We start from the raw sequence: 25,686 nt of genomic DNA on the forward strand, positions 1-25,686 counted from the left end.
GAACTCCCATGTCCGGTACGGCCCGCCCGGCTCGCTGCTCGCACGTCGCGGGGGGTGTCGGTCCTGCTGCGCCGCGTGCTCTGAGCCTCCCGGGGAACCGGTGGCCGGCTCCCCGGGGGCCCGGCGGATCAGGTGCGGTAGGCGTAGTACGCGGCGGTCGGGTGGGACGCGAGGATGCTCGTCACGGACCTGCTGTAGGTGTTGACGGAGTGGTACGTCAGGTAGGGCACGCCTTGGGCGCTGCGGGAGGTGACGACCATGGTGTGGTCCTTGGAGCCGTCCTTGTCGAAGTCGATCTGGAGCACGTCGCCGATGTCCATCTGGTAGACGTTGGCGAGGCTGGTCACGCGCTGGGAGGACAGGGCGAACCAGGAGAACTCGTTCACGCCGACGAACGAGTGCGACTGGATGTCGGCGTTGCCGAACCACTTGTGCCAGTCGTAGACGTAGCCGGGGACGTGCTTCCAGCCGCCGGCCTTGAGGGACTGGCTGACGAAGTTGGTGCAGTCGCCGCCGGCACCAGCGCCGTCGAAGCTCGGGTAGGCGGGGTTGTAATTGCGCCAGTACTTCTGGGCGTAGGCCGCCATCGCCTTGTAGTCGTAGGCACCGGTGGTGAGGTTCTTCGGGCTGGCCGCGGCGGGCCAGGTGGTGGCCGCGCGGGGCGCGTTGGGCGGGGCGTCCGCCGCGACGCGGGGCACGGCCGCGGTGCGGGGTGCGGCGGCGGGCCCGGTGACCTGGTTGACCGTGGGCTGGCCCCCGTCGGTGTCGCGGACGGCGGTCAGGAGCCAGTCGCCCCGCCGGTCGGCCTGGAAGGTCAGCTCGTGGTGGGCACGGAAGCCGGTGGCCGTGGGCTCGGCGCGCCGGGCCTTCGCGTACGTCAGGGTCGTCGTCTCGGTGACGCGGACGGTGGCGCGCCGGCCGTTGACGTCGGCGGCGTCCACGGTCACCGAGGTGGCGCCCTTGCTGTACGTCTCGCCGAGTGCCGCGAGGCGGGCCCTGCGGTCGCGCAGGCCGTCCAGCACGGCACGCTCGTGGAGCGCCGCCGCCGGGGAGAGCGTGACGGTCTTCTGGGCGGGCGTGGTCTGCCGGTGCTGTGCCCGCGCGCCGGTCCGGGTGTCGCCCACCAGGGCCTGGGTGCGGTCGGTGAGGACCGCGGTGGCCAGGCGCTGGAAGCCGGCCCTGGTCGTGGCGTCCACCCGCGGAGTGTCGTGCTCCGTGGCGGCGGCGGTCTGACCGGGCAGCAGGCCAACTCCCGCGGCGACCGCGACGGCCGTCGCCACGACTATGGACGCACGGCTCCCCCGACGGCCCAGTCCTCTTGTCTGCAATGGATGCTCCTTCCTTCGGCCGGCGCTCGGACGTCGAGCGCCGCTGTGCGGTGTGGGTCGGCGGTACACGGGCCGGAGGGTCAGTCCGGGATGCCCGCGGCGCGCGCCCAGATGGTGTACGGGACGCTGTCGCGTCCTGTTCCGGCGAGCCCTTCCAGCGGCAGCGGTTGCAGGCTGTCGGAGAGGTCCATCCGGTAGACGACCACCGCCGTGGACACGGACCTCGCCGTGCCGGCGTACCAGGCGGCCGTGTCGTCGGCGGTGGTGCCGGGCTTGCCGGAGACCCCTTCCGGAGCGGGGTCTCCAGGCTGCCGGGACGCACGGTAGGCGTCACCGAGCGCGTCGGTGACCTGCCCGGCGACCTCGTCGCTCACGGCGCGGCGCTTCTTGGGGGCGTCCAGCGGGACGGCGACCCCGTTGCGGGTGACGCGGCGGACCGAGTACGGCTCGGTGTGCGTGCCCCGGGCGGCGAAGGTGGCGTAGCCGCTGGCCATGCGGATCGCGCTCGGCGTGGAGCTGCCCAGGGACAGGCCGGGCACCATCGGGCCCATGCTGGAGGACAGCAGGCCCGACGCCTGGGCGGTCTGCTTCACCTTGTCGAGGCCGGTGTCCATGCCGAGCTGCATGAACGGCGTGTTCACCGAGTTGGCGAGCGCCCCGCGCAGGCTGATCCGCCCCCAGGACTTCTCGCCGTCGTTGTGTCCGGCGACCTTCCGGCCGTTGCGGTCCCAGTACGGTCCCTCCGGTGTGGTCACGGGCACCGCGTCGTCGCCGTCGTAGACGGTGTCCGGGCCGACCTGCTCGCGGGGCGCCTGGCGTTCCCTGACGACGCCGTGCTCGAGGCCGGCCGCGTACACGAACGGCAGGAAGGCCGAACCGGCGGGGACGGTGGTGGCGTTGGACTCGTTGAAGGCCTGTTTACGGTGGTCCGGGCCGCCGTGCACGGCGAGGATCCGGCCGTCGGCGGCCACCGAAGCGGCGCCGTAGTGCACGTCCTTCGCCGCGTCGGCGTCGCTCTTCGCCGCCTTCTGGCGGGCCTTGGTGACGACGTCGGTGAGCGTCGCCTCCCGCTCGCGGTCGAAGGTGGTGTAGATCTGGTAGCCGCCGAGGTCGAGGTCCTTGTCCGAGATGCCGCCGGCCTTCTTGGCGTACTGCGCGGCGAGTTCGACCAGGTAGTCGCTCTGCTTGCCGGTGCGGCCCAGGGGGTTGCGTTCGAGCGGCTCGGGGAACTTGGTGTACGTCGCCCGCTCCGCCGGGGTCAGCTTGCCCAGGACGACCATGCGGTCGAGGATCCAGGACCAGCGCTGCACGGCCCGCTTGTGGTTGGCCGGGCCGAGGGTCGGGTCGTACAGGGATGCGCCCTTGAGCAGCGACGCCAGCACGGCGGCCTCGCTCGCGTTGAGCTTGCCGACGTCCTTGCCGTAGTAGGCCTGCGAGGCGCGCTGGATCCCGTAGGTGCCGCGGCCGAACCAGCTGGTGTTGAGGTAGCCCTCCAGGATCTCGTCCTTGCTCATCCGGTTGTCCAGCTTGAGGGCGATCATCGCCTCGGTGAACTTGCGGGTGAGCGTGCGGTCCTGCGTCAGGTACACGTTCTTGACGTACTGCTGCGTGATGGTGGAGCCGCCCTCGGTGCTGCCCTCACCGAGGGTGCGCCACAGGCCGCGGGTGACGCCCTTCACGGACACCCCGGAGTCGGAGTAGAAGCTTCCGTTCTCGGCGGCCAGCACCGCCCACCGCACGTCCTGCGGTATGTCCTTGAGCGGCATCGCCTGACGTTGCACCCAGCCCGTGCGGGCCATGACGGTGCCGTCGGACCAGAAGTAGACGTTGTCCTGCTGCGTGGCGTACGTGTTCAGGTTCTCGGGTATGTCCGTCGCCGCGTAGACGACGACCAGGCCGGCCCCGGCCAGCCCGATGGCGGACAGCCACGCGCCCAGCCACTGCCGCCAGGAGGGCACCCAGCGGCGCCAGCCGGCGCGGCCGGGGCGCGGGTAGGCGGGCCTGAGGCGCCGGAGGCGGAGCGCGATGCCCGCGGCGAACGGTGCCCGGCGCGTGGCGCGCCTGCCGCGCCCGGCCGTCGCCGGGGCGTCGGCCTCCGCGCCGCGCCGCCGCCGTCCGCCGCCCGTGCCCTTGCGGCCCGTGCCGTTGCCGTCCGTGCCCTTCGCGCCCGTGCGGGACCGGTCGGCCGCCTCCGTGGGCTTGAGCGCGCGCAGTTGCATGGTCTCGCCCGGCGCCGGGGCCGGGTCGTGGGCCGCGGTGAGGTCGTCGGTGCCGGCCGCGCCGCGCAGGTCGTCGACGCGCAACTGCATGGTCTCGTCCGGGGGTGCGGGCCGCCCCGCGGGTGCCCGGGTGTCACCGCCGTCCGGTGTCCGGCGGCGCCAGGACTTCTTGGGCGCGGCGCGGCGCCCGCGCGACCGGCGCCCTCCGGGCGGTGTGCCCTCCCCCTGCCCTGGCTCGGTCACGCCTCGTCACCCTCCCCAACTCCCGGCCCCCTCGCGGAACTCGCGACCCCACACATATCAGTATTGCGTGCGAGTTGCGGACAAAGATTTCCACTTGTGCCCCGCCGGTGCGTGTGACGAACATCGCGTGCGTCAGGTCGCCCCGGGGCTGGGCGTGTCGGGACCGGGCGTGCCGGACGGTGATGCCGTGCCGGGCGGGGGCGGGCCGGTGCCCGGTCCGGACGTGACGGGCTCACCCGCGGAGGCGCTCGCGCCGGGTGCCGTGCCCGCGGTCGCGCCCGGTGTCGTGCTCGGCGTCGCGCTCGGGGGCGGTGGTGCCAGGCTGGTGCTCGGCTCCGGACCCGGGTCCGGTGTGCCGGGCGGTGTCGCGTCGGGGGTGGGCGTCGGCGAGGGTGAGGGAGCCGTCGGCGGGGGCGGTGCCGGGGAGGTGTTCCTCGGCGGGTCGGCGGGCGGGACGGGCCGGGGGTCGGCGGGTCCGGGGGCCAGCGTCAGATAGGCGGCGCCCGCCAGAGCGGCGGCGGCCAGGCCGGCCAGACCGGCGCGGGTCACCGGGGCGGGCCTCCACCGGAGCCACCGGGCGGCCGGGCGCGGCGGCTGGGCGGGCCGCAGGTCCCGTACGGTGACGGACTGGGCCCGCGCTTCGAGGGCATGGCGCAGACGGCGCTCCACGGGGCGCTCGCGTTCCTCGCCGGGGGTCATATCCGTCCCTCCAGGATCCGTTCCAGCGCGTCCAGGGCGCGGCTGGCGTTCGACTTGACCGCCCCGCGGCTGATGCCGAGGGTCTCGGCGATCTCCGCCTCGCTCAGGTCCGCCCAGTAGCGCAGGACGAGGACCTGACGGCGGCGGGGCGTGAGGCGGCCCAGCGCGGCGAGCACCTCGCGGTGCGCCTCGTCCAGGACGACGTGCTCCTCGGCGGAGGGCACGTCGGCCGCGGCGGGCGGTGTCCAGGCGCGGGCGGTCCGGCGGCGGCGCAGCACGGAACGGGAGGTGTTGACGACCGCCGTGCGCAGGTAGCCCAGCGCGTTGTCGACCTCGGCGATGTGTTCGCCGTGGCGCCGGTAGAGGGCGGTGAAGGCGTCCTGGACGACGTCCTCGGCGGTGGCGAGGTCGTCCACGAGCAGCACGGCCAGGCGCACCATGCCGAGGCGGTGGGCCTGGTACAGCTCGACGAGCGTCGGCGGCCGTGAGTCCGGCGGGCCGTCGTACCGGGGTACGGGCCGGGGGCCGCCCAGCGTCGGGCGGTCGGCGGCCGGTGCCGTCCGGTCGCCGCGCAGCAGGGCGCGCAGGGCGGCGCCCACGCCCGGCCGCCCGCCGCGCCGTGCCCGGGGGAAGCCGGGCAGGGAGGGGCGGAACGGCAGGGCGTGGGGCAGCACGGGGTTCCTCGGGTCGAGCACGTCAGCGGGCGGCGCGCCGCCGTACGGCGTACATGGTGCCGGCGCCCAGGCCGAGCAGCCCTACGGCGCCCGCCCCCAGGGCGGTGGTGGTGGCACTGGAGCCACCAGTATGGGCGAGCTCGGGGTCGTTGCTCGGCCGGGGTGCGGAGGTGGGGGCGCCACTGGGGTTGGGGCTGGGCGTGGCGCTGGGCGGTGCGCTGGGGGTGGCGCTGGGCGGTGCGCTCGTGGCCGGAGCGGGCGGCTCGCTGGGGGCGGCGCCCGCCGGGCCGCTGGTGGCCGGGGCGGGTGTGGCGGAGGGGGTGGCGGACGGGGCGCCGCTGGGGGCCGGGGACGGCGTGGCCGACGGGGCGGTGCTGGGCACCGGGGACGGGGTGGCCGACGGCGGCGTGGCGGGTCCGGCGGTCGCCGAGGCAGGCACGGCGAGGGCGGCCAGAGCGCCGGTGACGGCGGTGGCGAGGACCACGCGCTTCAGGTTGTTCACGATCTCTCCCGACTGGCGGGGGCGCGGTTTCACGCCCTTCACCCCCGCACGACGTGCGAGTGGCCGGGAGGTTGCCGATCTCCGTGAAGTTTTTTCGGACCGCCGTCCGGGTCGGTCCGGTCCGGGCGCGAGGGCCTGGCCGTCGGGCCGGGTTCAGGGCCGCCGGGCGCCGGCCGGGGGTTCCGTGGCGGTGGACGGCGCCGTGGCGGTGGTGACGCGGGTTCCGGGGTGCTGCGTCGCGCAGAGGAACGCGATGCCGAGCGCGATGGCCATCCCGTAGAAGACGTACTGGTTGGCCTCGGCGAAGTCCATGCGGATGGCGTTCATCGAGTCGCGCATGACGGAGGCGACGGGCCCCTCCCCGGCGGGCTGCTGCCCGTCCGGGTGGCCGGTCACCCCTTCGGCGATGTCGCGGGCGGCGCCCTCGGCCGAGGCGTGGGGCACGCCGCGCGCGGTGAGGGTGGAGACGATCCGGTTGGTGGTGACGTGCGTGAGGATCGTGCCGAAGACCGCGAGGCCGATGCTGGCGGCGAAGTTGCGCACGGTCTGCGTGATGCCGGTGACCTCGCCGTACGACGCGCCGATCGCCCGGTTGACGGCGTCGGTGGACGCCGGGGAGAGGAGGAAGCCGATCCCGGCGCCGGCGAGGGCGGCGTACGGCCACTGGTCGTGGGTCGACAGGTGGGTGAGCTTGCTCGCCCACAGCGCGAACCCGACCGCGCCCAGCGCGCAGCCGAGTCTCATCGCCGGCCGCGCCCCGCGCTTGTCGAGGATCCGGCCGCCCCACTGCGAGGCGATGCCGAAGCCGATGAAGAAGTACAGCAGGTAGAGGGCCGCCTGGTTCGGCGAGGAGCTGAGCGAGACCTGCGCGTACACCGAGGCGAAGAAGAAGACGGGTACGAACGCCAGCATCGAGAAGAACAGCACCAGGATGTCGACGGTGAACGCCTTGTCGCGGAAGACCTCCAGCCGCACCAGCGGGTGTTCCCTCCCCAGTTCGTACCGGCAGAACAGGACCAGGACGACCAGGCCCCCGGCGATGCACGCCCAGGTGGCGACGCTGCTCCAGCCCCAGGCGGAGGCCTGCATCAGGCCCAGCACGCTCAGGGCCATGCCGCCGCACACCAGGAGCGCGCCCACCAGGTCGAGCCGTTCGGGGCGGCGGGTGTTCGGGAGGTGGGCCATCGCCGTCAGGACCAGGGCGGCGATCGCCACCGGGACGTTCACCCAGAAGACGGCCCGCCAGGTCCAGTCGGTCAGCCAGCCGCCGAGGAGCGGGCCCACCGCCGTGAGGGCGCCGGACAGGCCGAAGAACAGGGCGAGCGCCCGGCCGCGCTTCTCGACGGGGAACACGGTGATGACGACGGCCAGGGCCGCCGGGAACATCAGTGCGGCGCCGAAGCCCTGGGTGGCACGGAAGATGATCAGCCAGGCCTGGGCGAAGTCGCCGGCGGGCACGCAGCCGCAGAGCACCGACGAGATCACGAACACCAGGGTGCCGGTGAGCAGGATCAGCCGGTGCCCGAACAGGTCGGCGATGCGGCCGCCGAGGGCGAAGAACGCGGCGAGGGACAGCAGATAGGCGTTGACCACCCACTGCATGCCGGACGACGACAGACCCAGCTCGTCGATGATGTTGGGCGCGGCGATGCTCACGATCGTCTGGTCGATGAACGTCATCGACACGGCGAACAGGGTCGCCGCCAGCGCCAGTGACTGGCTGGGCGCCTTCACCCCGACGGCGGAACGCTCCTCCGCCGGCCCGCGCGCACCCTGGTGATCACTCATGGTCCACATGGTCACCCGGTCCCCGGCACCCCGCACGCCGAGCCGAGGCGGGCCGGGCCGGACCGGGCCGGGTCGAGCGGGACCGGGTCGCGGTGGACCTCGGCGCGGTGAAGAGGCAGCATCGAAGGGTGACCGGGCCGCACGAGGGAGGGGTTGCGCATGGGCAGCCAGGAAGTCGTCGCCGGCCTGCCCCAGGTCGTGTCCCGGGTCGCGTCCGGCGACAAGGAGGCGTTCGCCACGCTCTACGACGCCGTCGCCGCGCCGGTCTTCGGTCTGGTGCTGAGGGTGGTCAGGGACGCGGCGCAGTCCGAGGAGGTGGCGCAGGACGTCATGGTGGAGGTGTGGCGTACCGCGGCGCGCTTCTCGCCCGAACGGGGAAGCGTCATGACGTGGGTGATGACGATGGCTCACCGCCGCGCGGTGGACCGGGTGCGCGCCGAACGGGCGGCCGCGGAGCGTGAGCGGCGCGACGCGCGGCGGGCCCTGATGCCGGCGTACGACGAGGTCGGCGAGGAGGTGGCGGCGCGGCTGGAGAGCGAGGAGGTGCGCCGGTGCCTTCAGTCGCTGACCGAGGTCCAGCGGCAGGCCGTCGCCCTCGCCTACTACGCGGGCTACACCCACCGTGAGCTCGCCGCGTCGCTGTCGGCACCGCTGGGCACGGTCAAGACCCGGCTGAGGGACGGTCTGCTCCGCCTCCGGGACTGCATGGGGGTGAGGGCATGAGCGACGAGCATCCGCACCTCGCGACCGGTGCGTACGCGCTGGACGCGCTCCCCGACGACGAGCGGGCGGCCTTCGCACGTCATCTGGAGGGATGCCCGGCGTGCGCGCGGGAGGTGCGCGAGCTGACGGCCACCGCGGCGCTGCTGGGGTCGGCCGTCGCGTCCGCCCCGCCCGCCGGGATGAAGGAGGCGGTACTGGCGGGCATCGAGGGCGTACGGCAGTCCCCGTCGCCCGGCGGGCCGCCACCCGGTGCCGCCGCCCGGCTCGTCTCGGGCAGCAGGCGCGCCGTCGGCGGGCTGGTCCTCGCGGCGTGCCTGGTGGTGCTGGCGGGCTTCGGCGGGGTGGCGGCGTGGCAGTGGCAGGAGGCGCGGAACGCCCAGGAGCAGGCGCGGCAGGCCAGGGCGGAGACGGACCGGCTGGTCGCCGTCCTGGCGGCGCCGGACGCCCGTACGGTCACGGGAACCGTCGAGGGCGGCACGAGGGCGACGGTGGTCGTGGCCCGTTCCGAGAACAGCGCGGTCTTCGTGGCGTCCGGTCTGCCGGAGCTGCCGGGTGACCGGACGTACCAGCTGTGGTTCGACGAGGACGGCGCCATGCGCCCGGCCGGCCTGGTGGGGCGGGACGGCGCGTCGCTGATGGAGGGGGACGTGGACGGCGCCACCGGGGTCGGTGTGACGGTCGAGCCCTCCGGTGGTTCCCCGCGGCCCACGACCGCGCCCCTGATGGAGATGACGCTGCCCGCGTGACGGGCGCCGGGAAGGGGGCGCCCAGGGGCTGGACGCCCGGTTCCGGTGCGCCGGCGCGCGTCAGGCCTTCGGCATGAGCACGGTGTCGATGACGTAGACGGTGGCGTTGGCGGTGGCGATGTTGCCGCACACCACGTTCGCCGTGCCGTTGACCTTGTAGGACTCGCCCGAGCCGGAGGTCGTGAGGGTGCTCTTCTCCAGGGTCGGGAAGGTGCCGTTCTCCATCTGCTGCGGGGTGAGCTTCTGGCCGACGACGTGGTAGGTGAGGATCTTCGTCAGCGCGGCCTTGTCGTTGAGGACCTTGTCGAGCTGTGCCTTCGGGATCTTCTCGAACGCCTCGTTCGTCGGGGCGAACACGGTGATGTCGCGGGCGTCGTTCAGCGTGCCGGCCAGTCCGGCCTTCTGGACGGCGGTGACCAGGGTGGACAGCGCCGGGGTGTTCGAGGCGGCGGTGGCGACCGGCTGCTTCGCCATCTCCGCCAGGCTGCCGGGGCCCTCCGCGGGCACGGACGCGCAGGCCGGGCCGAACGGGTCATCCGCCCTCGTGTCGCCCACCGCGCTGGTGGCGGACCAGCCGGCCAGCCCCAGGGGCAGGACGGCGGCGACGGCCACGGCTCCGGCGGTACGGCGGATCGGGATCGTCTTCATCGCTTCATCCTTGGTGTGAGAGGTCCTGCGCGGGTGACCGCCCGGGCCGGTGGCCGCCCGTCGCGGGGACGGGGTTCCATCGCTTCACACCTGTACTTCGGAGCCGGGACCGGAATGGATTGGTCCCCGTTCCGCACGGCGATGGCGGGCCGGTCAGGCTCGGGGCCCCTTGGAGGTGAGGACGCAGTCTCCGCAGTAACCGGCCCCGCGGACGCGGTAGTAGAGGCAGCAGCTGCGGCGGCGGTACGTGAGGGGCTGGGCGGTGAACGCGCCCGCGCCGGCCAGCGGCTCGCGCTCCAGCAGGGCGGTGGCGAGCGGGACCGGTGGGTGCGGGGCGCCGGGGGCGTGGGCGAGCAGCACCCGGACGGCGCCGATGAGGGCGGAGGCGGCGTTGCCGCGCAGGGCGTGCGGGGAGACGCCGTAGTGCCGGCGTACGGCGTCGGCCAGCGGCAGCAGGTTGCGGACGACCACGGCCTCGTGCAGGCCGTCGGCCAGGCCGTCCGGGGCGGCGGCCGTGGTGGTGGCTTCGGGGAGCCAGAGGTCGATGGGGCCCGATTCGGGCGTCCGCCACCACAGCCGGCCGGGCGCGAGGTCGGGTACGCGCCCGGTGAGGGAGGCCGTCGCCAGGCCGATCGACCACAGGCGGGCGGCGGTCCCGATGTGCAGGGTGGAGGCGGCCACCCGCCGCTGGCCGGTGCCGAGCCGCCGCGCCACGGCCTCGACGTACCGGTCCAGCACCTCGTGGTCCCCGTACAGCTCGGAGAGCGGCCGGTAGCGGGAGGCGTCCGGCCGGGGGCCGTGGGACACCGCGAAGTAGGGGCCGATGGCGGACACGCGGGCGAAGACGTCGGTGGTCACCATGTGCGTACCGCCCGGGTCAGTGCGTGGAAGGCAGCGGGGCGCACGACGCCGTCGCCGACGGGCCGTGGTCCGTCGCCGCCCGCGGACGCCGGCAGGCCGTCACGCGTACGAGGGCACACGGGTGCCACCGTCCTCTCTCGGGGAAGTCCGCCCCGGTCCATCGAGGTGCGACGGCGTGAGTCTCCTGACTCGGGATCGACGCTCCCCCGGCCTTCCCGCCCCTCTACGGGGCCGTGGCCATGGCGGGTTCGCTCCCCCTGCACAGTGGCGGTACCGTGCCGGAATCTCACCGGCTTCCTCGTTCCGCCGTCGCTGGTCGGACCGCAGCATCCCAGACCGTGACCCGGCGCGCCAGCGCGTCTCCGTAGTACGAGGCGCCCGCGATGATCAAGGGCTGGCGAAGAGGGCAAGGTCACAGCCGTGCCCTCTGCTGCTCCTTTGGGCATGTGCCCTAGCATCCGAGCATGACGGTCCTGCCTGATGACGGGCTCTCGCTGGCCGCCGATTTCCCTGCCGCGACCCACGAGCAATGGCAGCGCCTGGTTGAGGGCGTGCTGCGCAAGTCGGGCAAGGAAGCCGAAGGCACAGCAGCCGAAGACGCATTGTCCACCGCGCTGGAGGACGGGCTGCGCACGCGCCCCCTCTATACGGCGCACGACACCGCCCCCGAGCCCGGTTTCCCCGGTTTCGCCCCGTTCGTACGGGGTGGCCGGGCGACCGGGAACACCGCGGGCGGCTGGGACCTGCGCCAGCGGTACACCGTGGCGGCGGGCGACGCCGTGCTCGGCGACCTGGAGAACGGCGTCACGTCGCTCTGGCTCGTCGTCGGTGAGGGCGGCCTGCCGGTGTCGTCGATCGAGCGTGTCCTCGACGGCGTCCACCTCGACCTGGCGCCCGTCGTCCTCGACGCCGGACGCGACGTCCAGGACGCCGCGGACGCGCTGCTGCGGCTGTACGAGCGGCGGGGCGTCGACCGCGGCGCGGCGCGCGGCGGCCTCGGCGCCGACCCGCTGGGGTACGAGGCCCGCACGGGCCGGCCCTGCGACATCACGCCCACCACGGACCTGGCGCACCGGTGCGCCGAGGGCTACCCGGGCCTGCGGGCCCTGACGGTGGACGCGCTGCCGTACCACGAGGCCGGCGGTTCGGCCGCGCAGGAGCTGGGCGCCTCGCTCGCCACCGGCGTCGCCTACCTGCGCGAACTGACCGGGGCGGGGCTGCCGGTGGAGCGGGCGTGCGCCCAGCTGGAGTTCCGGTACGCGGCCACCGCCGACCAGTTCCTGACGATCGCGAAGTTGCGCGCCGCGCGCCGCCTGTGGGCGCGCGTGGCAGAGGTGTGCGGAGCGGTCGGCGCCGGTGCGCAGGTCCAGCACGCGGTGACCTCGCCCGTGATGATGTCGCGCCGCGACCCGTGGGTGAACATGCTGCGGACGACCATCGCGACCCTGGGCGCGGGTGTCGGCGGCGCCGACGCCGTCACGGTCCTCCCCTTCGACCACGCCCTGGGGCTGCCGGACGCCTTCGCCCGGCGCATCGCCCGCAACACCTCGACGATCCTCATAGAGGAATCGCACCTGTCCCGGGTCATCGACCCGGCCGGCGGGTCCTGGTACGTGGAGCGCCTGACCGACGAACTGGCGCACGCGGGCTGGGAGTTCTTCCAGTGGATCGAGCGGAACGGCGGCCAGGCCACGGCCCTGCGCTCGGGCCGGCTCGGCCAGGAGCTGGCGGACACCTGGGCGGCGCGCGGCGCGAAGCTGGCCAAGCGGCGCGAACCCATCACCGGCGTCAGCGAGTTCCCGCACCTGGCGGAGCGGGCCGTGGAGCGCGAACCGGCGCCCGAGGGCCCGGCCGGCGGGCTGCCCCGCGTGCGGCGCGACGAGGCGTTCGAGGCGCTGCGCGCCCGCTCCGACGCCCACCTCGCCGCCACCGGCGCCCGGCCCCGTGTCTTCCTGGCGACGCTCGGCCCCGCCGCGGCGCACTCCGCGCGCGCCACGTTCGCGTCCAACCTGTTCCAGGCGGGCGGCATCGAGCCCGTGTCGGACGGCACCTTCGAGGACAGCGGCGCCACCGAGGCCTGCCTGTGCTCCAGCGACGCCCTGTACGAGGAGCGGGCGGCGGCGACCGCCGCGGCCCTCAAGGCGGCCGGGGCCCGGCACGTGTTCCTGGCGGGCCGCCCGGGCCCGTGGGACGCGGACGTCGACGGCCACGTCTTCGCGGGCTGCGACGCCGTCGCCGTACTCTCCGCCACCCTCGACCGCATGGGAGTGTCCTGATGGGAATCCCCGACTTCTCCGGCATCGACCTCGGGGCGCCCCACACGGACGGCGGCGCCGGCGAGTGGCGGGCGGCCGTGCGGGAGGCGACCGGCGCCGCGCCGGACGACCTGCTGTGGGAGACCCCCGAAGGCATCCCGGTCAAGCCGCTGTACACCGGGCAGGACCTGGAGGGCCTCGACTTCCTGGGCACCTACCCGGGCGTCGCGCCGTACCTGCGCGGCCCGTACCCGACCATGTACGTCAACCAGCCGTGGACGATCCGCCAGTACGCGGGGTTCTCCACCGCCGAGGAGTCCAACGCCTTCTACCGGCGCAACCTGGCGGCCGGCCAGAAGGGCCTGTCGGTCGCCTTCGACCTGCCGACCCACCGCGGCTACGACAGCGACCACCCGCGGGTGACCGGTGACGTCGGCATGGCGGGCGTGGCGATCGACTCCATCCTGGACATGCGGCAGCTGTTCGACGGCATCCCGCTGGACCGGATGACGGTGTCGATGACGATGAACGGCGCCGTGCTGCCGGTGCTCGCGCTCTACATCGTGGCGGCCGAGGAGCAGGGCGTGCCGGCCGAGAAGCTGGCGGGGACCATCCAGAACGACATCCTCAAGGAGTTCATGGTCCGCAACACCTACATCTACCCGCCGAAGCCGTCGATGCGGATCATCTCCGACATCTTCGCCTTCACCTCGCAGCGCATGCCCCGCTACAACTCCATCTCCATCTCCGGGTACCACATCCAGGAGGCGGGCGCGACGGCCGACCTGGAGCTGGCGTACACGCTCGCGGACGGTGTGGAGTACATCCGCGCGGGCCGGGAGGCGGGGCTGGACGTGGACGCGTTCGCACCGCGGCTGTCGTTCTTCTGGGCCATCGGCATGAACTTCTTCATGGAGGTCGCCAAGCTGCGGGCGGCCCGGCTGCTGTGGGCCAAGCTGGTGCGCCAGTTCGACCCGAAGAACACCAAGTCGCTGTCGCTGCGCACCCATTCGCAGACCTCCGGCTGGTCGCTGACCGCGCAGGACGTGTTCAACAACGTCACCCGCACCTGTGTGGAGGCGATGGCCGCCACCCAGGGGCACACCCAGTCGCTGCACACCAACGCACTGGACGAGGCGCTGGCACTGCCCACCGACTTCTCGGCGCGCATCGCCCGCAACACGCAGCTGCTGCTCCAGCAGGAGTCGGGCACCACCCGGGTCATCGACCCGTGGGGCGGCAGCGCGTACGTGGAGAAGCTGACGTACGACCTCGCCCGGCGGGCCTGGCAGCACATCCAGGAGGTCGAGAAGGCCGGCGGCATGGCCCAGGCCATCGACGCGGGCATCCCCAAGCTCCGGGTGGAGGAGGCGGCCGCGCGCACCCAGGCCCGTATCGACTCGGGACGCCAGCCGGTGATCGGCGTCAACAAGTACCGCGTCGACAGCGACGAGCAGATCGAGGTGCTGAAGGTCGACAACTCGTCCGTGCGGGCCCAGCAGATCGAGAAGCTGCGGCGGCTGCGCGCCGACCGGGACGAACAGGCGTGCCAGGACGCGCTCGACGCCCTGACCCGCGCCGCCGGCGGCGAGGGGAACCTGCTGGAGCTGGCCGTCGTCGCGGCCCGGGCGAAGGCCACCGTCGGGGAGATCTCCGACGCCCTGGAGAAGGTGTACGGGCGGCACGCGGGACAGATCCGTACCATCTCCGGCGTGTACCGCAACGAAGCCGGTGAGTCGCCGTCCGTGGAGCGCTGCCGCGCCCTGGTGTCCTCGTTCGAGGAGGCCGAGGGCCGCCGCCCGCGCATCCTGGTCGCCAAGATGGGCCAGGACGGGCACGACCGCGGCCAGAAGGTCATCGCCACCGCCTTCGCCGATCTCGGGTTCGACGTCGACGTCGGCCCGCTGTTCCAGACTCCGGCCGAGGTCGCCCGCCAGGCGGTCGAGGCGGACGTCCACATCGTCGGGGTCTCCTCCCTCGCGGCGGGCCACCTCACGCTCGTCCCCGCCCTGCGCGAACAGCTCGCGGAGGAGGGCCGCGAGGACATCATGATCGTGGTGGGCGGGGTGATCCCCCCGCAGGACGTGCCGACCCTCCTCGAGATGGGCGCCGCGGCCGTCTTCCCGCCCGGCACGGTCATCCCGGACGCGGCCCACGACCTCGTCGAGCGGCTGGCGGGCGGCCTCGGGCACGAGCTGTGATCGATCTCGACACCTATGTGAAGGGCGTACGGGAGGGTAAGCGGGCCCTCGTGGCCCGGGCGATCACCCTGGTGGAGTCGACCCGGCCCCAGCACCGGGTGCTGGCGCAGGAGTTGCTGACCGAGCTGCTGCCGCACAGCGGCCGGGCCCGGCGGATCGGCATCAGCGGGGTGCCGGGGGTCGGCAAGTCGACCTTCATCGACGCGTTCGGCACCATGTTGACGTCGCTCGGGCACCGGGTCGCGGTGCTCGCGGTCGACCCGTCCTCCAGCCGGACGGGCGGTTCGATCCTCGGTGACAAGACACGGATGGAACGCCTGGCGGTGGACCCCGCGGCGTTCATTCGCCCCTCCCCCACCGCCGGCACGCTCGGCGGCGTGGCCAAGGCGACCCGCGAGTCGATCGTGGTGATGGAGGCGGCCGGCTACGACGTCGTCCTGGTGGAGACGGTCGGCGTCGGCCAGTCGGAGACCGCGGTCGCGAACATGGTCGACTCCTTCCTGCTGCTCACGCTGGCCCGCACCGGGGACCAGCTGCAGGGCATCAAGAAGGGTGTCCTGGAGCTGGCCGACGTGATCGCCGTCAACAAGGCCGACGGCCCGCACGAGCGGGACGCCCGGACCGCCGCACGCGAACTGGCCGGCGCGCTGCGGCTGATGCACGGCAAGGACGCGTTCTGGACGCCGCCGGTGCTCAGTTGCAGCGCCCGGGAGTCCAGCGGCCTGGACGTCGTGTGGGAGCGGCTGGAGCAGCACCGCACGCTGCTGGACTCCACCGGCCGTCTCGCCGCCAAGCGCCGGGACCAGCAGGTCGACTGGACCTGGACCATGGTCCGCGACGAGCTGCTCGCCCGTCTGCGGTCCAGCGAGGCGGTACGCGCCCTCGCCCCCGGTCTGGAGCAGCAGGTGCGGGACGGCCGCCTGACGGCCACGCTCGCCGCCGAACGCATCCTGGGCGCGTTCGGCGGCGAGGGTGGCGGCGCGGCCGGCTGACGACTGCGGACCTCCGGCGGCCGTCAGCCCAGCCGGACCAGCCGGTCGCCGGCTCCCGGCTCGACGAGGTCGTCGCGCAGGGCCACGGCGACCCGGGCCCCGCCCGCCGACACCTCCCCCACCACAGTGCCCGCCCTCGCCGAGCGCGGAATGGTTTCGCCGCCCGCGGTGAGGCGCGGCCGCACCTTCAGACCCGGCCAGCCGACGGCCCTCAGGCCCTCCGTGGCGACGACCGCCGTCCGGCCACCGAGGCCGTCGTCCACATACCCCACCACATCGCCCTTCTCGACGACCGTGGCGGAGGTGACGCCCTTCTGCGCCGCCTCGATCAGACCGCGGCTGTACGTCCCGATGGCGAGCCCGAGCTTCTCCCGCAGCGTGGCGCCCTTCCGGACGCCCATCACCATGCCGACGACACGGTGGCGCCTGCCGTCGACGACGGTGTCGGCCGACCAGAGGAGGTTGGCGCCCGCCGGGGTCGACGAGCCGGTCTTCACACCGTTCACCCCGGGCAGCGACAGGATGCTGTTGCTGTTGGTGATCGTGCCCGCCGAGCCGGGGAGCGTGACGTGCGCCGAGTCCACGATCTCGCGGAACACCTCCTCGCGCATGGCCGCCTTGGCCAGCTTCACCTGGTCGACCGCCGTGGACACGGTGGCGGCGTCGAGACCGCTGGGGTCCGTGTACGTGGTGTCGGACATGCCGAGCCGCCGGGCCGTGTCGTTCATCTTGTCCACGAACCGGTCCTGGGATCCGGAGTCCCAACGGGCCAGCAGCCGGGCGACGTTGTTCGCCGAGGGCAGCATCAGCATCCGGAGCATGTCCTTCTCGCTGTACTTCTCCCCCTTCGCGACCGGCACCCGCGACTCGGACGCGTTCCGGCCCTCCTTCTCCGCTGCGGCGTCGACGGTGATGTCCGGGCCGGTGCCGTCCCCGGTGAGGGGGTGTCCCTCGAGGACGACGTAGGCGGTCATCACCTTGGCGACGCTCGCGATGGGCGCGGGCCGGCCGTCGCCGTACGTACCGACGACACCGACGCCGTCCACCTCCACGGCGCCCTGCCCCTCACCCGGCCACGGCATCTCCAGCGTTCCGCCCGCGAAGGTGTACGCCGGCGCCAGGGCCGGGCGCAGCTCGGGTGCGGGCAGCGGACGGACCAGCTGCACGGTCGCCCCGACCACGGCGAGCAGCACGACGACGGGCACCCCGAGACGTAGCCACCGCGACGCCCCGCGGCCTGGCCCCTCCCCCTGGGTACGGGCATCGCCCGGCTCGGCGAGGGGTGAGGGGGCGGGTGCGGGGACGGGTGCGAGGGGAGGCGCGGGGGCGGGTGCCGGGGCGGGCTTCGCGGGCGGGGCCGCGGGTTCGGCGGGCGGCTCGGTGGCGGGCTTCGCGGCGGGCTCGGCGCGCGGCTCGGTGGGCGGGGCAGCGGCCTTCGTGGGCGGCTCGTCGGCGGGTTCGGCAGGCGAGGTGGCGGCCTCCGCAACCGGCTCCGCCGACGCGTCCCGTTCACCGGCCGTGGCTCGCGTCGCCTCGTGCGTGGAGGGTGCGGGTTCGTCGTCCTGTGCCGGGGTTTCAGGACACGCGGGCGCGGCGTTGGTCACTGCCGGTTCTCCGTCTTCTTCGTCTTCTTCTGGGGTGGGGCGCTTCCGGCCGTCCACTCGTCCAGTCGACGTGACGCCCCCGCTATGACGATGCGGTTGACGGGCGTGTGGTTCCGTTGGAGATCGGCTGTTCAGGGGCGGACCGGCATGACCTTGCGGAGGGCGGCGTCGAGGTCGCGGGCCGTGGTGGACAGGTCGTCGGGCGGGACGCCGTCGGCGACGGCCGCGAGGTGGGCGGCGTAGGTCTGGGTGAAGGCGCCGTAGTACGGGGTGCGGGGCCGGGACACGGCGTCGTCCAGGGCGGGGCGCAGCACGGTGTCGGCGTAGGCGGGGCGGCCGTCCCGGTCGCGGGGCATGGTGCGGGTGGGCTCGCCGGTGGGCGGCGCCCCGGGGGTGGCGGTGTCACCCCGGACGTAGCTGCACGTGACGTCGGGGTCGGTGTAGGCGGAGCGGCGGACGGCGGCGAACCCGGCGTCGAGCAGGCAGCGTTCGCCGGTGGGGCCGGTCAGGAAGGAGATCAGGTCGCGGGCCTTGTCCGCGGCGCCGCCGCCGACGGTGCGGGCCACCGCGAGGTTCTGGCCGCCGAGGACCGCCTTGCCGGGGAGTGGCATCACCCCCACGTCGGTGCCGGGCAGGTCGGCGACGTCACGGTAGATGTAGGGCCAGTGGCGCAGGAAGGTGGTGCGCCCGGCGACGAAGTCGGCGAGCGAGGTGGACTCGGTGGAGTCCCCGGCGCCGGGCAGGGTGTGGGCCTGGTGGGTGCGGCGGGCCAGCTCGTCGAGGCCCTCCTCGATGAGGGCGGGGGTGCCCGTGTAGCGGCCCTCGGCGTCGGTGAGCGGGGGGGCCGGGTGCGTGGTGCTGAGGGCCTCGATGCCGTTGACGGTGAGCCCCTCGTACGCCGACAGCTGGCTGGTCCAGCCGGACTCCAGACCCTTGAACGCCCGGGCGCCGGGGTCGCGGCGGGCGGCCTCCTGGACTGCGGTGGCGTACGCGATCAGGTCCTGCCAGGTGAAGCCGGTGCCGGCGGGGTCGGGCAGGCCGGCGGCGGCGAGGTGGTCCTTGCGGTAGTAGAGCAGGCCGACGTCGGTGTTGAAGGGCACCGAGTGGACGACGTCGTTCCAGCGGGCGGTGGCGGTGACGGCCGGGAAGAGGTCCTGCTCGTCGAGGAGCGAGTCGTCGAGCGGCTGGATGAGGCCGCCCTGGGCGAACTCGGGGACCCAGGTGACGTCGAGGTTGACGACGTCGTACGACGCGCTTCCGGATTGCAGGGCGCCGAGGAGCTGGCTGCGCTGCTGGTCGGCGGAGCCGGACAGTTCGACGAGCCGGGCCCGGTAGGGAGAGCCGTTCGCCTCCTGGCGTTCGTTCCACTCCTCGATCAGCTGGTGGCGGATGCCGCCCTGGCCCGTGACGTCGAGCCCGCTGACCACGACGATCTCCTGGTCGCTGCCGAGCGCGTCGGGGCTGATCGCCGGTGCCGGGCCGGGGCTGCCGCCGGTGCACGACGCGGTGCCGGACAGGAGGGCGAGGCCGGCCAGTACGGCTGCCGCGCGCCTGAGGAGTGCTCGTGGGCGTCGTGTGCCGGCCTGGCGGCCGCCGGGGACGGTCACCGCGCCTCCCCCTTGCCCACCCAGGCCACTTCGGCGGCGAGGTCCCGCACCAGGGTGCCGGGCGCGTCCAGGCAGCGGCCGCCCGCGGTGTCCGCGACACGGCGGGCCGGGGCGCCGGCGGCGCAGGCGCCGCTCTCCATCACGGCCATCACGATGGGTACGCCCTTGTCCCTGGTCCGGTCGGTGAGGTCGTCGAGCTGCCGCTGCCAGCCGGGGCGGCGGCTGTCCTCGTCGTCGGTGAGGAGGACGACGAGCTGGGGCCGGTCGTCGTCCCGCCCCCGCGCGGCGAGGGTGTCGACGGCCTGGCCGAGCGCACGGTAGGGGTCGGCCTCCAGGTCGGGGTGCAGGGCGGCCTTGCTGCCGAGGGTGGCGCGGGCGGTGTCGGGGCGGTGGCCGTCCATCGGCAGGACGGTGCTGTAGGGACGGTCGGCGCCGTCGGCCGAGGCGACGCCCCACACCGCGTACTCGTCCTCGGTGCCGAGCCCTTCGAAGGCGGCCTTGAGCAGGCCGAGCGCGCCGCCGTCGCCCTCCCAGCGGTCGGCCATGGAACCGGAGCTGTCGACGAGGAAGAGGACCCGGCCGGGGCCGGTCGCCTGGCGGTACTGGGCCAGGGTGGTGTTCAGGTCCTCGGTGCTCGCCCGGCTGATGCCGCCGGAGTCGAAGCCGCGCAGGATGAACTGCTTGCGTCCCTCGGGGCCGGTCAGCCAGGTCTCGAACGCCTCCAGGGTCTCCTGGCGTACGGAGGTGAATCCGCCGGAGGCGTGCGCCCAGCGCACGCGGACGAAGACCGGGTCGAGGCCCGGCACGTCGTCCGGCTGCACGGCGATCCGGCGCACCGTGTCGGGGCGGCCGCAGTCCGGGTCGTCCTTCAGCCGGAACGCGGGGAGCAGGAGGGTGTCGGTGGCGCCGGGGCCGCCGTGCGGGGCTTCGCACAGCAGGTGTTCGCCGGTGGACACGGGCACCCGCAGGCCGTCCGTGGTGCGGCGTTCGGCGCGTTTGCGGTCCGCCACGCCGTCGAGTCCGGCGTACAGGCCCTGGGTGGCGAGCAGTCCGGCGGTCCCCACCTCGGGGTCGGTACGGCGGACCGCCGAGCCCGGTTCGGCGGCCAGCACGTCCGCGAGCAGGTCGTCCAGGGGGCGGCCGGTCCGTCCGGCGGACAGTCCGGCCCGGTCGGCCACGGCCGCCGGGACGGCGAGCACCATCGGGGACACCGGCAGCGCGGTCGGGTGGTCGGACAGCTCCGCCGGGCCCGCACCCCCGCCGGCGGGCCTCGCGCGCGGCACCTCCGCCGAGGTGGCGGGGATCCACACGTCGGGCTGGGGTCCGATGTCGCGGGCCGGGTTGGCGGCCTGGGTGGGGTCCTGCCAGGCGGCGGCGTCCTCCCGGAACGCCTTCGCCACGCGGTCGGCGGGCGCGCTGTACACGGTGATCCCCCCGCGCAGGCACCCGTGGGCGTCCTTGTTGGCCGCGGCGGTCGCCTCGAAGGCGTCGGCGGCGGCCCGCACGGCCTCCTCCAGTTCCGGGTCGGTGAGCAGGCGGATCTCCTGGGGCGGTACGCACGCGTGGGCCTGCCCGTCACCGGTGAGCCAGAGCCAGGCGCCCACCCCGGCGCCGAGCAGGGCGAGCAGGACGCAGGCGGTGACGAGACGCGCGGCGGGGCGGAGCAGGGCCCCGCGCAGCCGGTCACCGAGACCGCCGGGGAGCGGAGTCGTCCGTTCCCGTTGGCGGGGTGCGGCGCGGCCCCGGCCCCGGCCCCGTACGAGGGGGCGTACGCGGTTCTCGGGTGCCGCCGCCGTCGGCTCCAGGCGCACCTGGGCCATGGGGTCGCCCGCGACGTGCACGGTCTCGCGCACGCTGCCCTCGTACGTCTTCCAGCCCTGGGCGGCCGCGGTCGCGGCGAGGCGCTGGGCCAGGTCGCGCAGGTCGTGGTGGCCGGCCGAGAGCAGCTCGGTCAGCTCGCGGGTGTACGGCGTGGCGTCCTCGCCGTCCCCGGCGTCGACCCGGCGGTTGGACTGGACGCCCAGCAGCAGGGTGAACTTGCGCCGGCGCGACTCGGGGAGCTGCCCAAGGAGGGCCTCGGCGGTCCCCGCGTAGCAGCAGTCGAGGACGACGACGATCCGCTGGGCGGGGCTGCGCCCCAGCCGCTCCAGCACCCGGGTGAGCCGCAGGGAGTTGGCGTAGTCGGTCGAGTCCTCGCCGCGTACCGCATGGCCCCGGTGCAGCGGGAGCCACAGTTCCTCGCCCCGCAGATGGGGCATGGCGTGGCCGCAGAAGTAGAAGAGCAGCAGGCCGCGGGCGAGCTTGCTGGTGGCCTTGAGCTCGGCGAGGACCTGTTCCTCGGAGCAGGTGTCGTCGCAGACCCGTAACGCGGAGTCGGGGAACAGGCCCATGCCCTGGAGGGTGGACTTCATCCGCTCCACGTTGTGGCGCGCGGCGGGTATGTCACCGGGCAGCCCGAAGTACTCGTTCCGTTCCACGTGGTACTCGTACGTGGACACACCGACCAGTAACGCCTGGTCGGGTGAGGTCCCCCGCCTGTCGGGCACCGGATCAGCTCCTCACATCGCCGTGGCGTCGCCCGTGCGCTCAGTCGCCGTCGCCCTCCCGGACCACTCCGGGTGCCCCGTCGGAACCCTCCCCGCGCTGCGCCCGGCGCGCGGTCCACCAGGCCCGCACCGACTCCTCGGCCTCCTCCAGGAGGCGGGTGGCCGTGTACCCGAGGGCCGGCTGCAGCACGACCATCACCAGCAGGTCCTCGACCGGGCCCATGGGGGTCCCGGCATCGCCGTCGCCGGGCTGACGCGCCCGTGAGGCGAAGCGGAGGGCGCTGCGGTCGAGCAGTTCGCGGAACACCCGCTCCCGCCTGAGCCAGAGCGTCAGTTCCTCGATGTCGGCGGGGCTCGCCGCGTCCGGGTTCATCACCACCCGGAGGGTGAGGGGCTGCGATGGATCCACTGGGTTCATAACTCCCCATAGTGTCACGCGTGTTCATGGTGATGTGGCCTGAACGCACTGCCGGGGCGGAAGGGCTGTCCGCACGGTGTGCCGAACGGGGCCGGCCGACGGGTTCGCCCGTGGAGCGCCGGCCGTCCTGGCAGGCGCGGGCGGGCGGTGACCCGTCAATCCGTGAGCGGCAGGCACTCGGCGAGCAGGGCGACGACGTCACGCCAGGCTCGCTGTGCGTGCCGGGGGTGGTGGCCGACGCCGGGACGCACGATGTGGTCGACCGTCGGATGGTGGAAGGCGTGAAGGGCTCCCCCGTAGACCACGAGGCGCCAGTCGACGCCCGCTGCCTGCATCTCCGCGGTGAACGCGTCCCGTTGCACGGGCGGCATGATCGGGTCCTCCGACCCGACCCCGGCCCATACCGGGCAGCGCATGCGTGCCGCCTCACCCGGCCGGCCCGTGGTGAGGCCGTTGACTGTCGCGATCGCGCGCAGGTCGACGCCGTCGCGCCCGAGTTCCAGTGCGACGGCGCCCCCGGTGCCGTAGCCGATGGCGGCGGTCCGGTCGGGGTCCGCCCGTGGTTCGGCACGCAGCACGTCGAGCGCGGCGTGACCGATTCCCCGCATCCGGTCGGGGTCGGCGAGCAGCGGCATGCACCGGGCCAGCATGTCCTCCGGGTCGGCCAGATAGCGTCCGCCGTGGAGGTCGAAGGCCAGCGCCACGTACCCCAGCTCGGCCAGAGCCTCGGCCCGGTGGCGCTCGACGTCGCTGAGCCCCACCCCCTCCGGTCCGATCAGGACCGCGGGCCGGCGCTCGGCACCGGCCGGGAGCGCGAGGTGTCCGATCATCGTCAGGTTGTCGGCCGGGTAGGCGACCGTACGAGTGGTGATCGTCGTCATGCGACTGGACGGTAGTGACCGCCGCGCCCGCCGGGGGCGGTGTTTCACCGACGGCAGACGGCGGCGGTCCGTCCCGTCAGTGGTCGTGGGCCCGCCCGCCGCCACCCGCCCCTGCCGACGAACCGGAAGGCGCCGGTCACCAGTAGGCAGAGGCCGACGAGGAGCGCCAGGACGTGCAGCGTTCCGTCCGGCCACACCAGGATCAGCACGCCCGGCGCCAGTGTCGCCAGCGCGGCGCCGAGCGGCCGGCCCTCCGACCGGTCCTCCGGCTGGTCCTCTCGTCCGGGACGGGACGCGCGGGACCTGACGGCACGGTCCTGGCTCTTCCAGGCGCGTTCGTGCGGTGGTACGGGTCCGCCCCGGCGGGCGGGGCCGTGACGCCGGCTCGGTGGCCGCGGTGCTCGGGGGTCGCCGGCGGTGCCCCGGCGCGCTCGCCGGGACACCTCCTGGCACCAGTGTTCCGGGCGCGGCGGGGCGCGGGGTCACCCCTGGCGGGTGATCCGGCCCCACCGCCGGGGCGGTGAACTGGAACCCCGGACGTACTGGTGGGTCCGGACGTACTGGCGGGTCCCGGTGCGCGCCGGGGGCGTACCCGTGGGCGCCGGAACGGAGGAAAGTCACGGTCATGAACGATTCAGCGCCCTCCCGGAGCGAGCGCGGCCCCTCGGGGCGGGCGGGCGACGGGATGCCGCCGGGCGGCGGGCGACGAGTGGCCGCCGTGGTCCTGGCGCGGGCGGTGGGCGTCACCACGTTGCTCGTGGCCGCGTACTACCTGCTGCCGCTGGAAGGGCGGAGGACCGGAGCCGCGACGGCCCTGTTCGCCATCGGTCTGCTGGGGGTGGCCGTGCTCCTGGTCTGGCAGGCACGGGCCATCGCGCACTCCCCGCACCCCCGTCTGCGGGCGGTCGAGGCCCTCGGCACCACGCTGGCGCTGTACCTGGTGCTCTTCGCCGTCGCCTATTACGTGTTGGAGCGCTCGTCGCCGGGATCGTTCAGCGAACCGCTGTCGAGGACGGACGCCCTGTACTTCACGCTGACCACGTTCACCACCGTCGGGTACGGCGACATCACCGCCGTCTCCCCGCCCGGCCGGGTGGTGACCATGCTTCAGATGCTCGGCGGGCTGCTGCTCGTCGGGGTCGCGGCCCGGATCCTGGCGGCGGCGGTACAGGCGGGACTGCGGCGCCAGGGCCGCCCCCCGCCGCCGGAGTAGGCCCCGCCCCGAGCACGAGGACCGCCGCCCAGGAGGTGTGCCCCCATGGCCGTACCGACACCCGACCGCGTACCCGGCCCCGTACCCGACGACCCCGCTCCCCCGCTCCCTCCGCCTCCGCCGTCACCGGCCGAGAGGGCGGCGCACGGCAGGAACGCGCGGGCGCGCGCCCCGCGTTCCTCCCACGGCCGGTTCGCCAGGGACACGGAACGGCTCGACCCGGTGGCGGTGGTGGAGCGCCAGTCGGCCACCCGGCTGCCCGAGTTGGTCCCCATCCGCTACGGACGCATGCTGGAGTCCCCGTTCCGCTTCTACCGGGGTGCGGCGGCGATCATGGCGGCCGACCTCGGGCCACTGCCGCACACCGGTCTGACGGTCCAGCTCTGCGGCGACGCCCATCTGCTCAACTTCCGGCTCCTGGCCTCCCCCGAACGCCACCTGGTCTTCGACATCAACGACTTCGACGAGACCCTGGCCGGCCCCTTCGAATGGGACGTGAAACGGCTGGCGGCCAGCTTCGCGATCGCGGGCCGCGCCAACGGCTTCCCGGTCGGGGTGCAGGATCTCGCGGTGGGTGCGTGCGTGCGGGCGTACCGGCAGCGGATGCGGAAGTTCGCCGGAATGCGCGCGCTGGACGTCTGGTACGCGCAGGACGACGCCGACCGCGTGCGGGAGCTGCTCACCTCGTCGATGAGCAAGGAGGCCAGGCGCCGCACCGCCGAGGCCACCGCCAAGGCCCGTACGCGCACCCACCTCCAAGCCTTCGCGAAACTCACCCGGGCCACCGCGGAAGGCCTGCGGATCGCACCGGACCCGCCACTGATCACCCCGCTGCGCAGCCTGGTGACCGACCCGACCGAGGACGACCGTCGCCAGCTCGGCGCCCTCCTGGGCACGTACGCGAGGACCCTCTCGTCCGAGCGGCGCCACCTGCTGCGCCAGTACCACCTGGTCGACATGGCCCGGAAGGTGGTCGGCGTGGGCAGCGTCGGCACGCGCTGCTGGATCCTGCTCCTGCTGGGCCGGGACGACGACGATCCGCTGCTGCTCCAGGCGAAGGAGGCCCAGGAGTCCGTCCTCGCCGCGCACACGGGAGCCGGCCGCTGGGACAACCAGGGCCACCGGGTGGTGGCGGGGCAGCGGCTGATCCAGACCACCAGCGACATCTTCCTCGGCTGGACGCACGTCGTGGGCCTCGACGGGCAAGGGCGGGACTTCTACGTGCGTCAGCTGCGGGACTGGAAGGGCATCGCGCGGCCGGAGACCATGGACCCGGAACTGCTCGGCCTGTTCGCCGAGTTGTGCGGGGCCAGTCTGGCGCGCGCCCACGCCCGCTCGGGCGATCCGGTGGCCATCGCCGCGTACCTGGGCGGGAGCGACCGCTTCGACCGCGCCCTCGTCGCGTTCGCCCAGGCCTACGCCGACCAGAACGAACGGGACTTCGAGGCGCTGGGCGCCGCCGCCCGCTCGGGCAGGATCCGGGCCGAGAGCCCCTGAGCCGCGCGCCGACCGGTCGGCCCGGCGCCGTCGACCGGTCC

At 74.2% G+C, this 25,686-nt stretch carries 21 protein-coding genes and 1 riboswitch; of the genes, 7 read left to right on the forward strand and 14 right to left on the reverse strand.

Features of this window, described 5'->3' with window-relative positions; translation table 11 throughout:
• Positions 1–128 precede the first annotated feature (128 nt).
• The 6 genes from EIZ62_RS02410 to EIZ62_RS02435 form a co-directional block, all read right to left on the reverse strand.
• Positions 129–1,328 carry an amidase domain-containing protein gene (locus EIZ62_RS02410; protein ID WP_156691056.1) on the reverse strand — a complete coding sequence of 400 codons (1,200 nt, stop codon included), beginning with the start codon at positions 1,326–1,328 and terminating at the stop codon, positions 129–131.
• 80 nt (positions 1,329–1,408) lie between these two features.
• Positions 1,409–3,790, reverse strand: coding sequence for a transglycosylase domain-containing protein (locus EIZ62_RS02415; RefSeq protein WP_244375379.1), 2,382 nt, complete (start codon positions 3,788–3,790; stop codon positions 1,409–1,411).
• Between the two features lie 132 nt (positions 3,791–3,922).
• Complete coding sequence (locus tag EIZ62_RS02420; protein ID WP_156691057.1) at positions 3,923–4,489, reverse strand: hypothetical protein; 567 nt, start codon at positions 4,487–4,489, stop codon at positions 3,923–3,925.
• Complete coding sequence (locus EIZ62_RS02425) at positions 4,486–5,163, reverse strand: RNA polymerase sigma factor (RefSeq protein ID WP_244375381.1); 678 nt, start codon at positions 5,161–5,163, stop codon at positions 4,486–4,488. Before EIZ62_RS02425 ends, EIZ62_RS02420 begins: the two co-directional genes overlap by 4 nt.
• A gap of 22 nt (positions 5,164–5,185) precedes the next feature.
• Positions 5,186–5,665 (reverse strand): hypothetical protein, encoded by a 480-nt coding sequence (locus EIZ62_RS02430; RefSeq protein ID WP_156691058.1) that lies wholly within the window; start codon positions 5,663–5,665, stop codon positions 5,186–5,188.
• 153 nt (positions 5,666–5,818) lie between these two features.
• Positions 5,819–7,453, reverse strand: a complete 1,635-nt coding sequence (locus EIZ62_RS02435; RefSeq protein WP_156691059.1) for an MFS transporter — start codon at positions 7,451–7,453, stop codon at positions 5,819–5,821.
• 159 nt (positions 7,454–7,612) lie between these two features.
• Between EIZ62_RS02435 and sigK the strand changes: the two genes are divergently transcribed.
• Together sigK and EIZ62_RS02445 are read left to right on the forward strand one after the other, a co-directional pair.
• A complete protein-coding gene (gene sigK, locus EIZ62_RS02440) occupies positions 7,613–8,176 on the forward strand; it encodes an ECF RNA polymerase sigma factor SigK (protein ID WP_156691060.1) in 564 nt (187 codons plus the stop codon).
• On the forward strand, positions 8,173–8,922 hold the full coding sequence (locus EIZ62_RS02445; RefSeq protein WP_156691061.1) for an anti-sigma factor: 750 nt from the start codon (positions 8,173–8,175) through the stop codon (positions 8,920–8,922). Before sigK ends, EIZ62_RS02445 begins: the two co-directional genes overlap by 4 nt.
• Positions 8,923–8,982: 60 nt before the next feature.
• Here EIZ62_RS02445 and EIZ62_RS02450 read toward each other — a convergent pair whose 3' ends face one another.
• Entirely contained in the window at positions 8,983–9,570 is a 588-nt protein-coding gene (locus EIZ62_RS02450) for a fasciclin domain-containing protein (RefSeq protein WP_156691062.1), read from the reverse strand.
• Between the two features lie 153 nt (positions 9,571–9,723).
• On the reverse strand, positions 9,724–10,431 hold the full coding sequence (locus EIZ62_RS02455) for a (2Fe-2S)-binding protein (RefSeq protein WP_156691063.1): 708 nt from the start codon (positions 10,429–10,431) through the stop codon (positions 9,724–9,726).
• A 155-nt stretch (positions 10,432–10,586) separates the two neighbouring features.
• A riboswitch (cobalamin riboswitch) is annotated at positions 10,587–10,772 on the reverse strand.
• 123 nt (positions 10,773–10,895) lie between these two features.
• Between EIZ62_RS02455 and EIZ62_RS02460 the strand changes: the two genes are divergently transcribed.
• The 3 genes from EIZ62_RS02460 to meaB are packed head-to-tail and all read left to right on the forward strand — an operon-like array spanning position 10,896 to position 15,879.
• Entirely contained in the window at positions 10,896–12,707 is a 1,812-nt protein-coding gene (locus EIZ62_RS02460) for a methylmalonyl-CoA mutase subunit beta (protein ID WP_156691064.1), read from the forward strand.
• The gene (gene scpA / locus EIZ62_RS02465) at positions 12,707–14,887 is read left to right on the forward strand and encodes a methylmalonyl-CoA mutase (protein ID WP_156691065.1); all 2,181 of its coding nucleotides are present in this window, start codon (positions 12,707–12,709) and stop codon (positions 14,885–14,887) included. The genes EIZ62_RS02460 and scpA overlap by 1 nt, the downstream gene beginning before the upstream one ends.
• Positions 14,884–15,879 (forward strand): methylmalonyl Co-A mutase-associated GTPase MeaB, encoded by a 996-nt coding sequence (gene meaB / locus EIZ62_RS02470; RefSeq protein ID WP_156691066.1) that lies wholly within the window; start codon positions 14,884–14,886, stop codon positions 15,877–15,879. The genes scpA and meaB overlap by 4 nt, the downstream gene beginning before the upstream one ends.
• A 23-nt stretch (positions 15,880–15,902) precedes the next feature.
• On the opposite strand, the gene EIZ62_RS32685 is transcribed toward meaB, so the two are convergent.
• The 6 genes from EIZ62_RS32685 to EIZ62_RS32900 form a co-directional block, all read right to left on the reverse strand.
• Positions 15,903–17,483: a D-alanyl-D-alanine carboxypeptidase family protein gene (locus tag EIZ62_RS32685; protein WP_156691067.1), complete on the reverse strand. Its 1,581-nt coding sequence runs from the start codon at positions 17,481–17,483 to the stop codon at positions 15,903–15,905.
• 131 nt (positions 17,484–17,614) lie between these two features.
• The gene (locus EIZ62_RS02480; protein WP_156691068.1) at positions 17,615–19,090 is read right to left on the reverse strand and encodes an extracellular solute-binding protein; all 1,476 of its coding nucleotides are present in this window, start codon (positions 19,088–19,090) and stop codon (positions 17,615–17,617) included.
• Complete coding sequence (locus tag EIZ62_RS02485) at positions 19,087–21,636, reverse strand: VWA domain-containing protein (RefSeq protein WP_156691069.1); 2,550 nt, start codon at positions 21,634–21,636, stop codon at positions 19,087–19,089. Before EIZ62_RS02485 ends, EIZ62_RS02480 begins: the two co-directional genes overlap by 4 nt.
• 40 nt (positions 21,637–21,676) lie before the next feature.
• Positions 21,677–22,045, reverse strand: a complete 369-nt coding sequence (locus EIZ62_RS02490; RefSeq protein WP_156691070.1) for a hypothetical protein — start codon at positions 22,043–22,045, stop codon at positions 21,677–21,679.
• Between the two features lie 164 nt (positions 22,046–22,209).
• Complete coding sequence (locus tag EIZ62_RS02495; protein WP_156691071.1) at positions 22,210–22,935, reverse strand: dienelactone hydrolase family protein; 726 nt, start codon at positions 22,933–22,935, stop codon at positions 22,210–22,212.
• 44 nt (positions 22,936–22,979) lie between these two features.
• A complete protein-coding gene (locus EIZ62_RS32900; RefSeq protein ID WP_156691072.1) occupies positions 22,980–23,378 on the reverse strand; it encodes a DUF308 domain-containing protein in 399 nt (132 codons plus the stop codon).
• A gap of 182 nt (positions 23,379–23,560) precedes the next feature.
• Between EIZ62_RS32900 and EIZ62_RS02505 the strand changes: the two genes are divergently transcribed.
• On the forward strand, positions 23,561–24,148 hold the full coding sequence (locus EIZ62_RS02505) for an ion channel (protein WP_156691073.1): 588 nt from the start codon (positions 23,561–23,563) through the stop codon (positions 24,146–24,148).
• 45 nt (positions 24,149–24,193) lie between these two features.
• Positions 24,194–25,645, forward strand: a complete 1,452-nt coding sequence (locus tag EIZ62_RS02510; RefSeq protein ID WP_156691074.1) for a DUF2252 domain-containing protein — start codon at positions 24,194–24,196, stop codon at positions 25,643–25,645.
• Positions 25,646–25,686 lie beyond the last annotated feature (41 nt).

The organism is Streptomyces ficellus (genome assembly GCF_009739905.1).
Lineage (GTDB): Bacteria > Actinomycetota > Actinomycetes > Streptomycetales > Streptomycetaceae > Streptomyces > Streptomyces ficellus_A.

Bases quoted from the DNA above. Each gene is read 5' to 3' on its own strand.
- EIZ62_RS02455 (WP_156691063.1), bottom strand. From the start codon at position 10,431: ATGGTGACCACCGACGTCTTCGCCCGCGTGTCCGCCATCGGCCCCTAC.
- EIZ62_RS02495 (WP_156691071.1), bottom strand. From the start codon at position 22,935: ATGACGACGATCACCACTCGTACGGTCGCCTACCCGGCCGACAACCTG.
- EIZ62_RS02505 (WP_156691073.1), top strand. From the start codon at position 23,561: ATGAACGATTCAGCGCCCTCCCGGAGCGAGCGCGGCCCCTCGGGGCGG.
- EIZ62_RS02435 (WP_156691059.1), bottom strand. From the start codon at position 7,453: ATGAGTGATCACCAGGGTGCGCGCGGGCCGGCGGAGGAGCGTTCCGCC.
- EIZ62_RS02510 (WP_156691074.1), top strand. From the start codon at position 24,194: ATGGCCGTACCGACACCCGACCGCGTACCCGGCCCCGTACCCGACGAC.
- EIZ62_RS02450 (WP_156691062.1), bottom strand. From the start codon at position 9,570: ATGAAGACGATCCCGATCCGCCGTACCGCCGGAGCCGTGGCCGTCGCC.
- EIZ62_RS02445 (WP_156691061.1), top strand. From the start codon at position 8,173: ATGAGCGACGAGCATCCGCACCTCGCGACCGGTGCGTACGCGCTGGAC.
- EIZ62_RS02460 (WP_156691064.1), top strand. From the start codon at position 10,896: ATGACGGTCCTGCCTGATGACGGGCTCTCGCTGGCCGCCGATTTCCCT.
- scpA (WP_156691065.1), top strand. From the start codon at position 12,707: ATGGGAATCCCCGACTTCTCCGGCATCGACCTCGGGGCGCCCCACACG.
- EIZ62_RS02420 (WP_156691057.1), bottom strand. From the start codon at position 4,489: ATGACCCCCGGCGAGGAACGCGAGCGCCCCGTGGAGCGCCGTCTGCGC.
- sigK (WP_156691060.1), top strand. From the start codon at position 7,613: ATGGGCAGCCAGGAAGTCGTCGCCGGCCTGCCCCAGGTCGTGTCCCGG.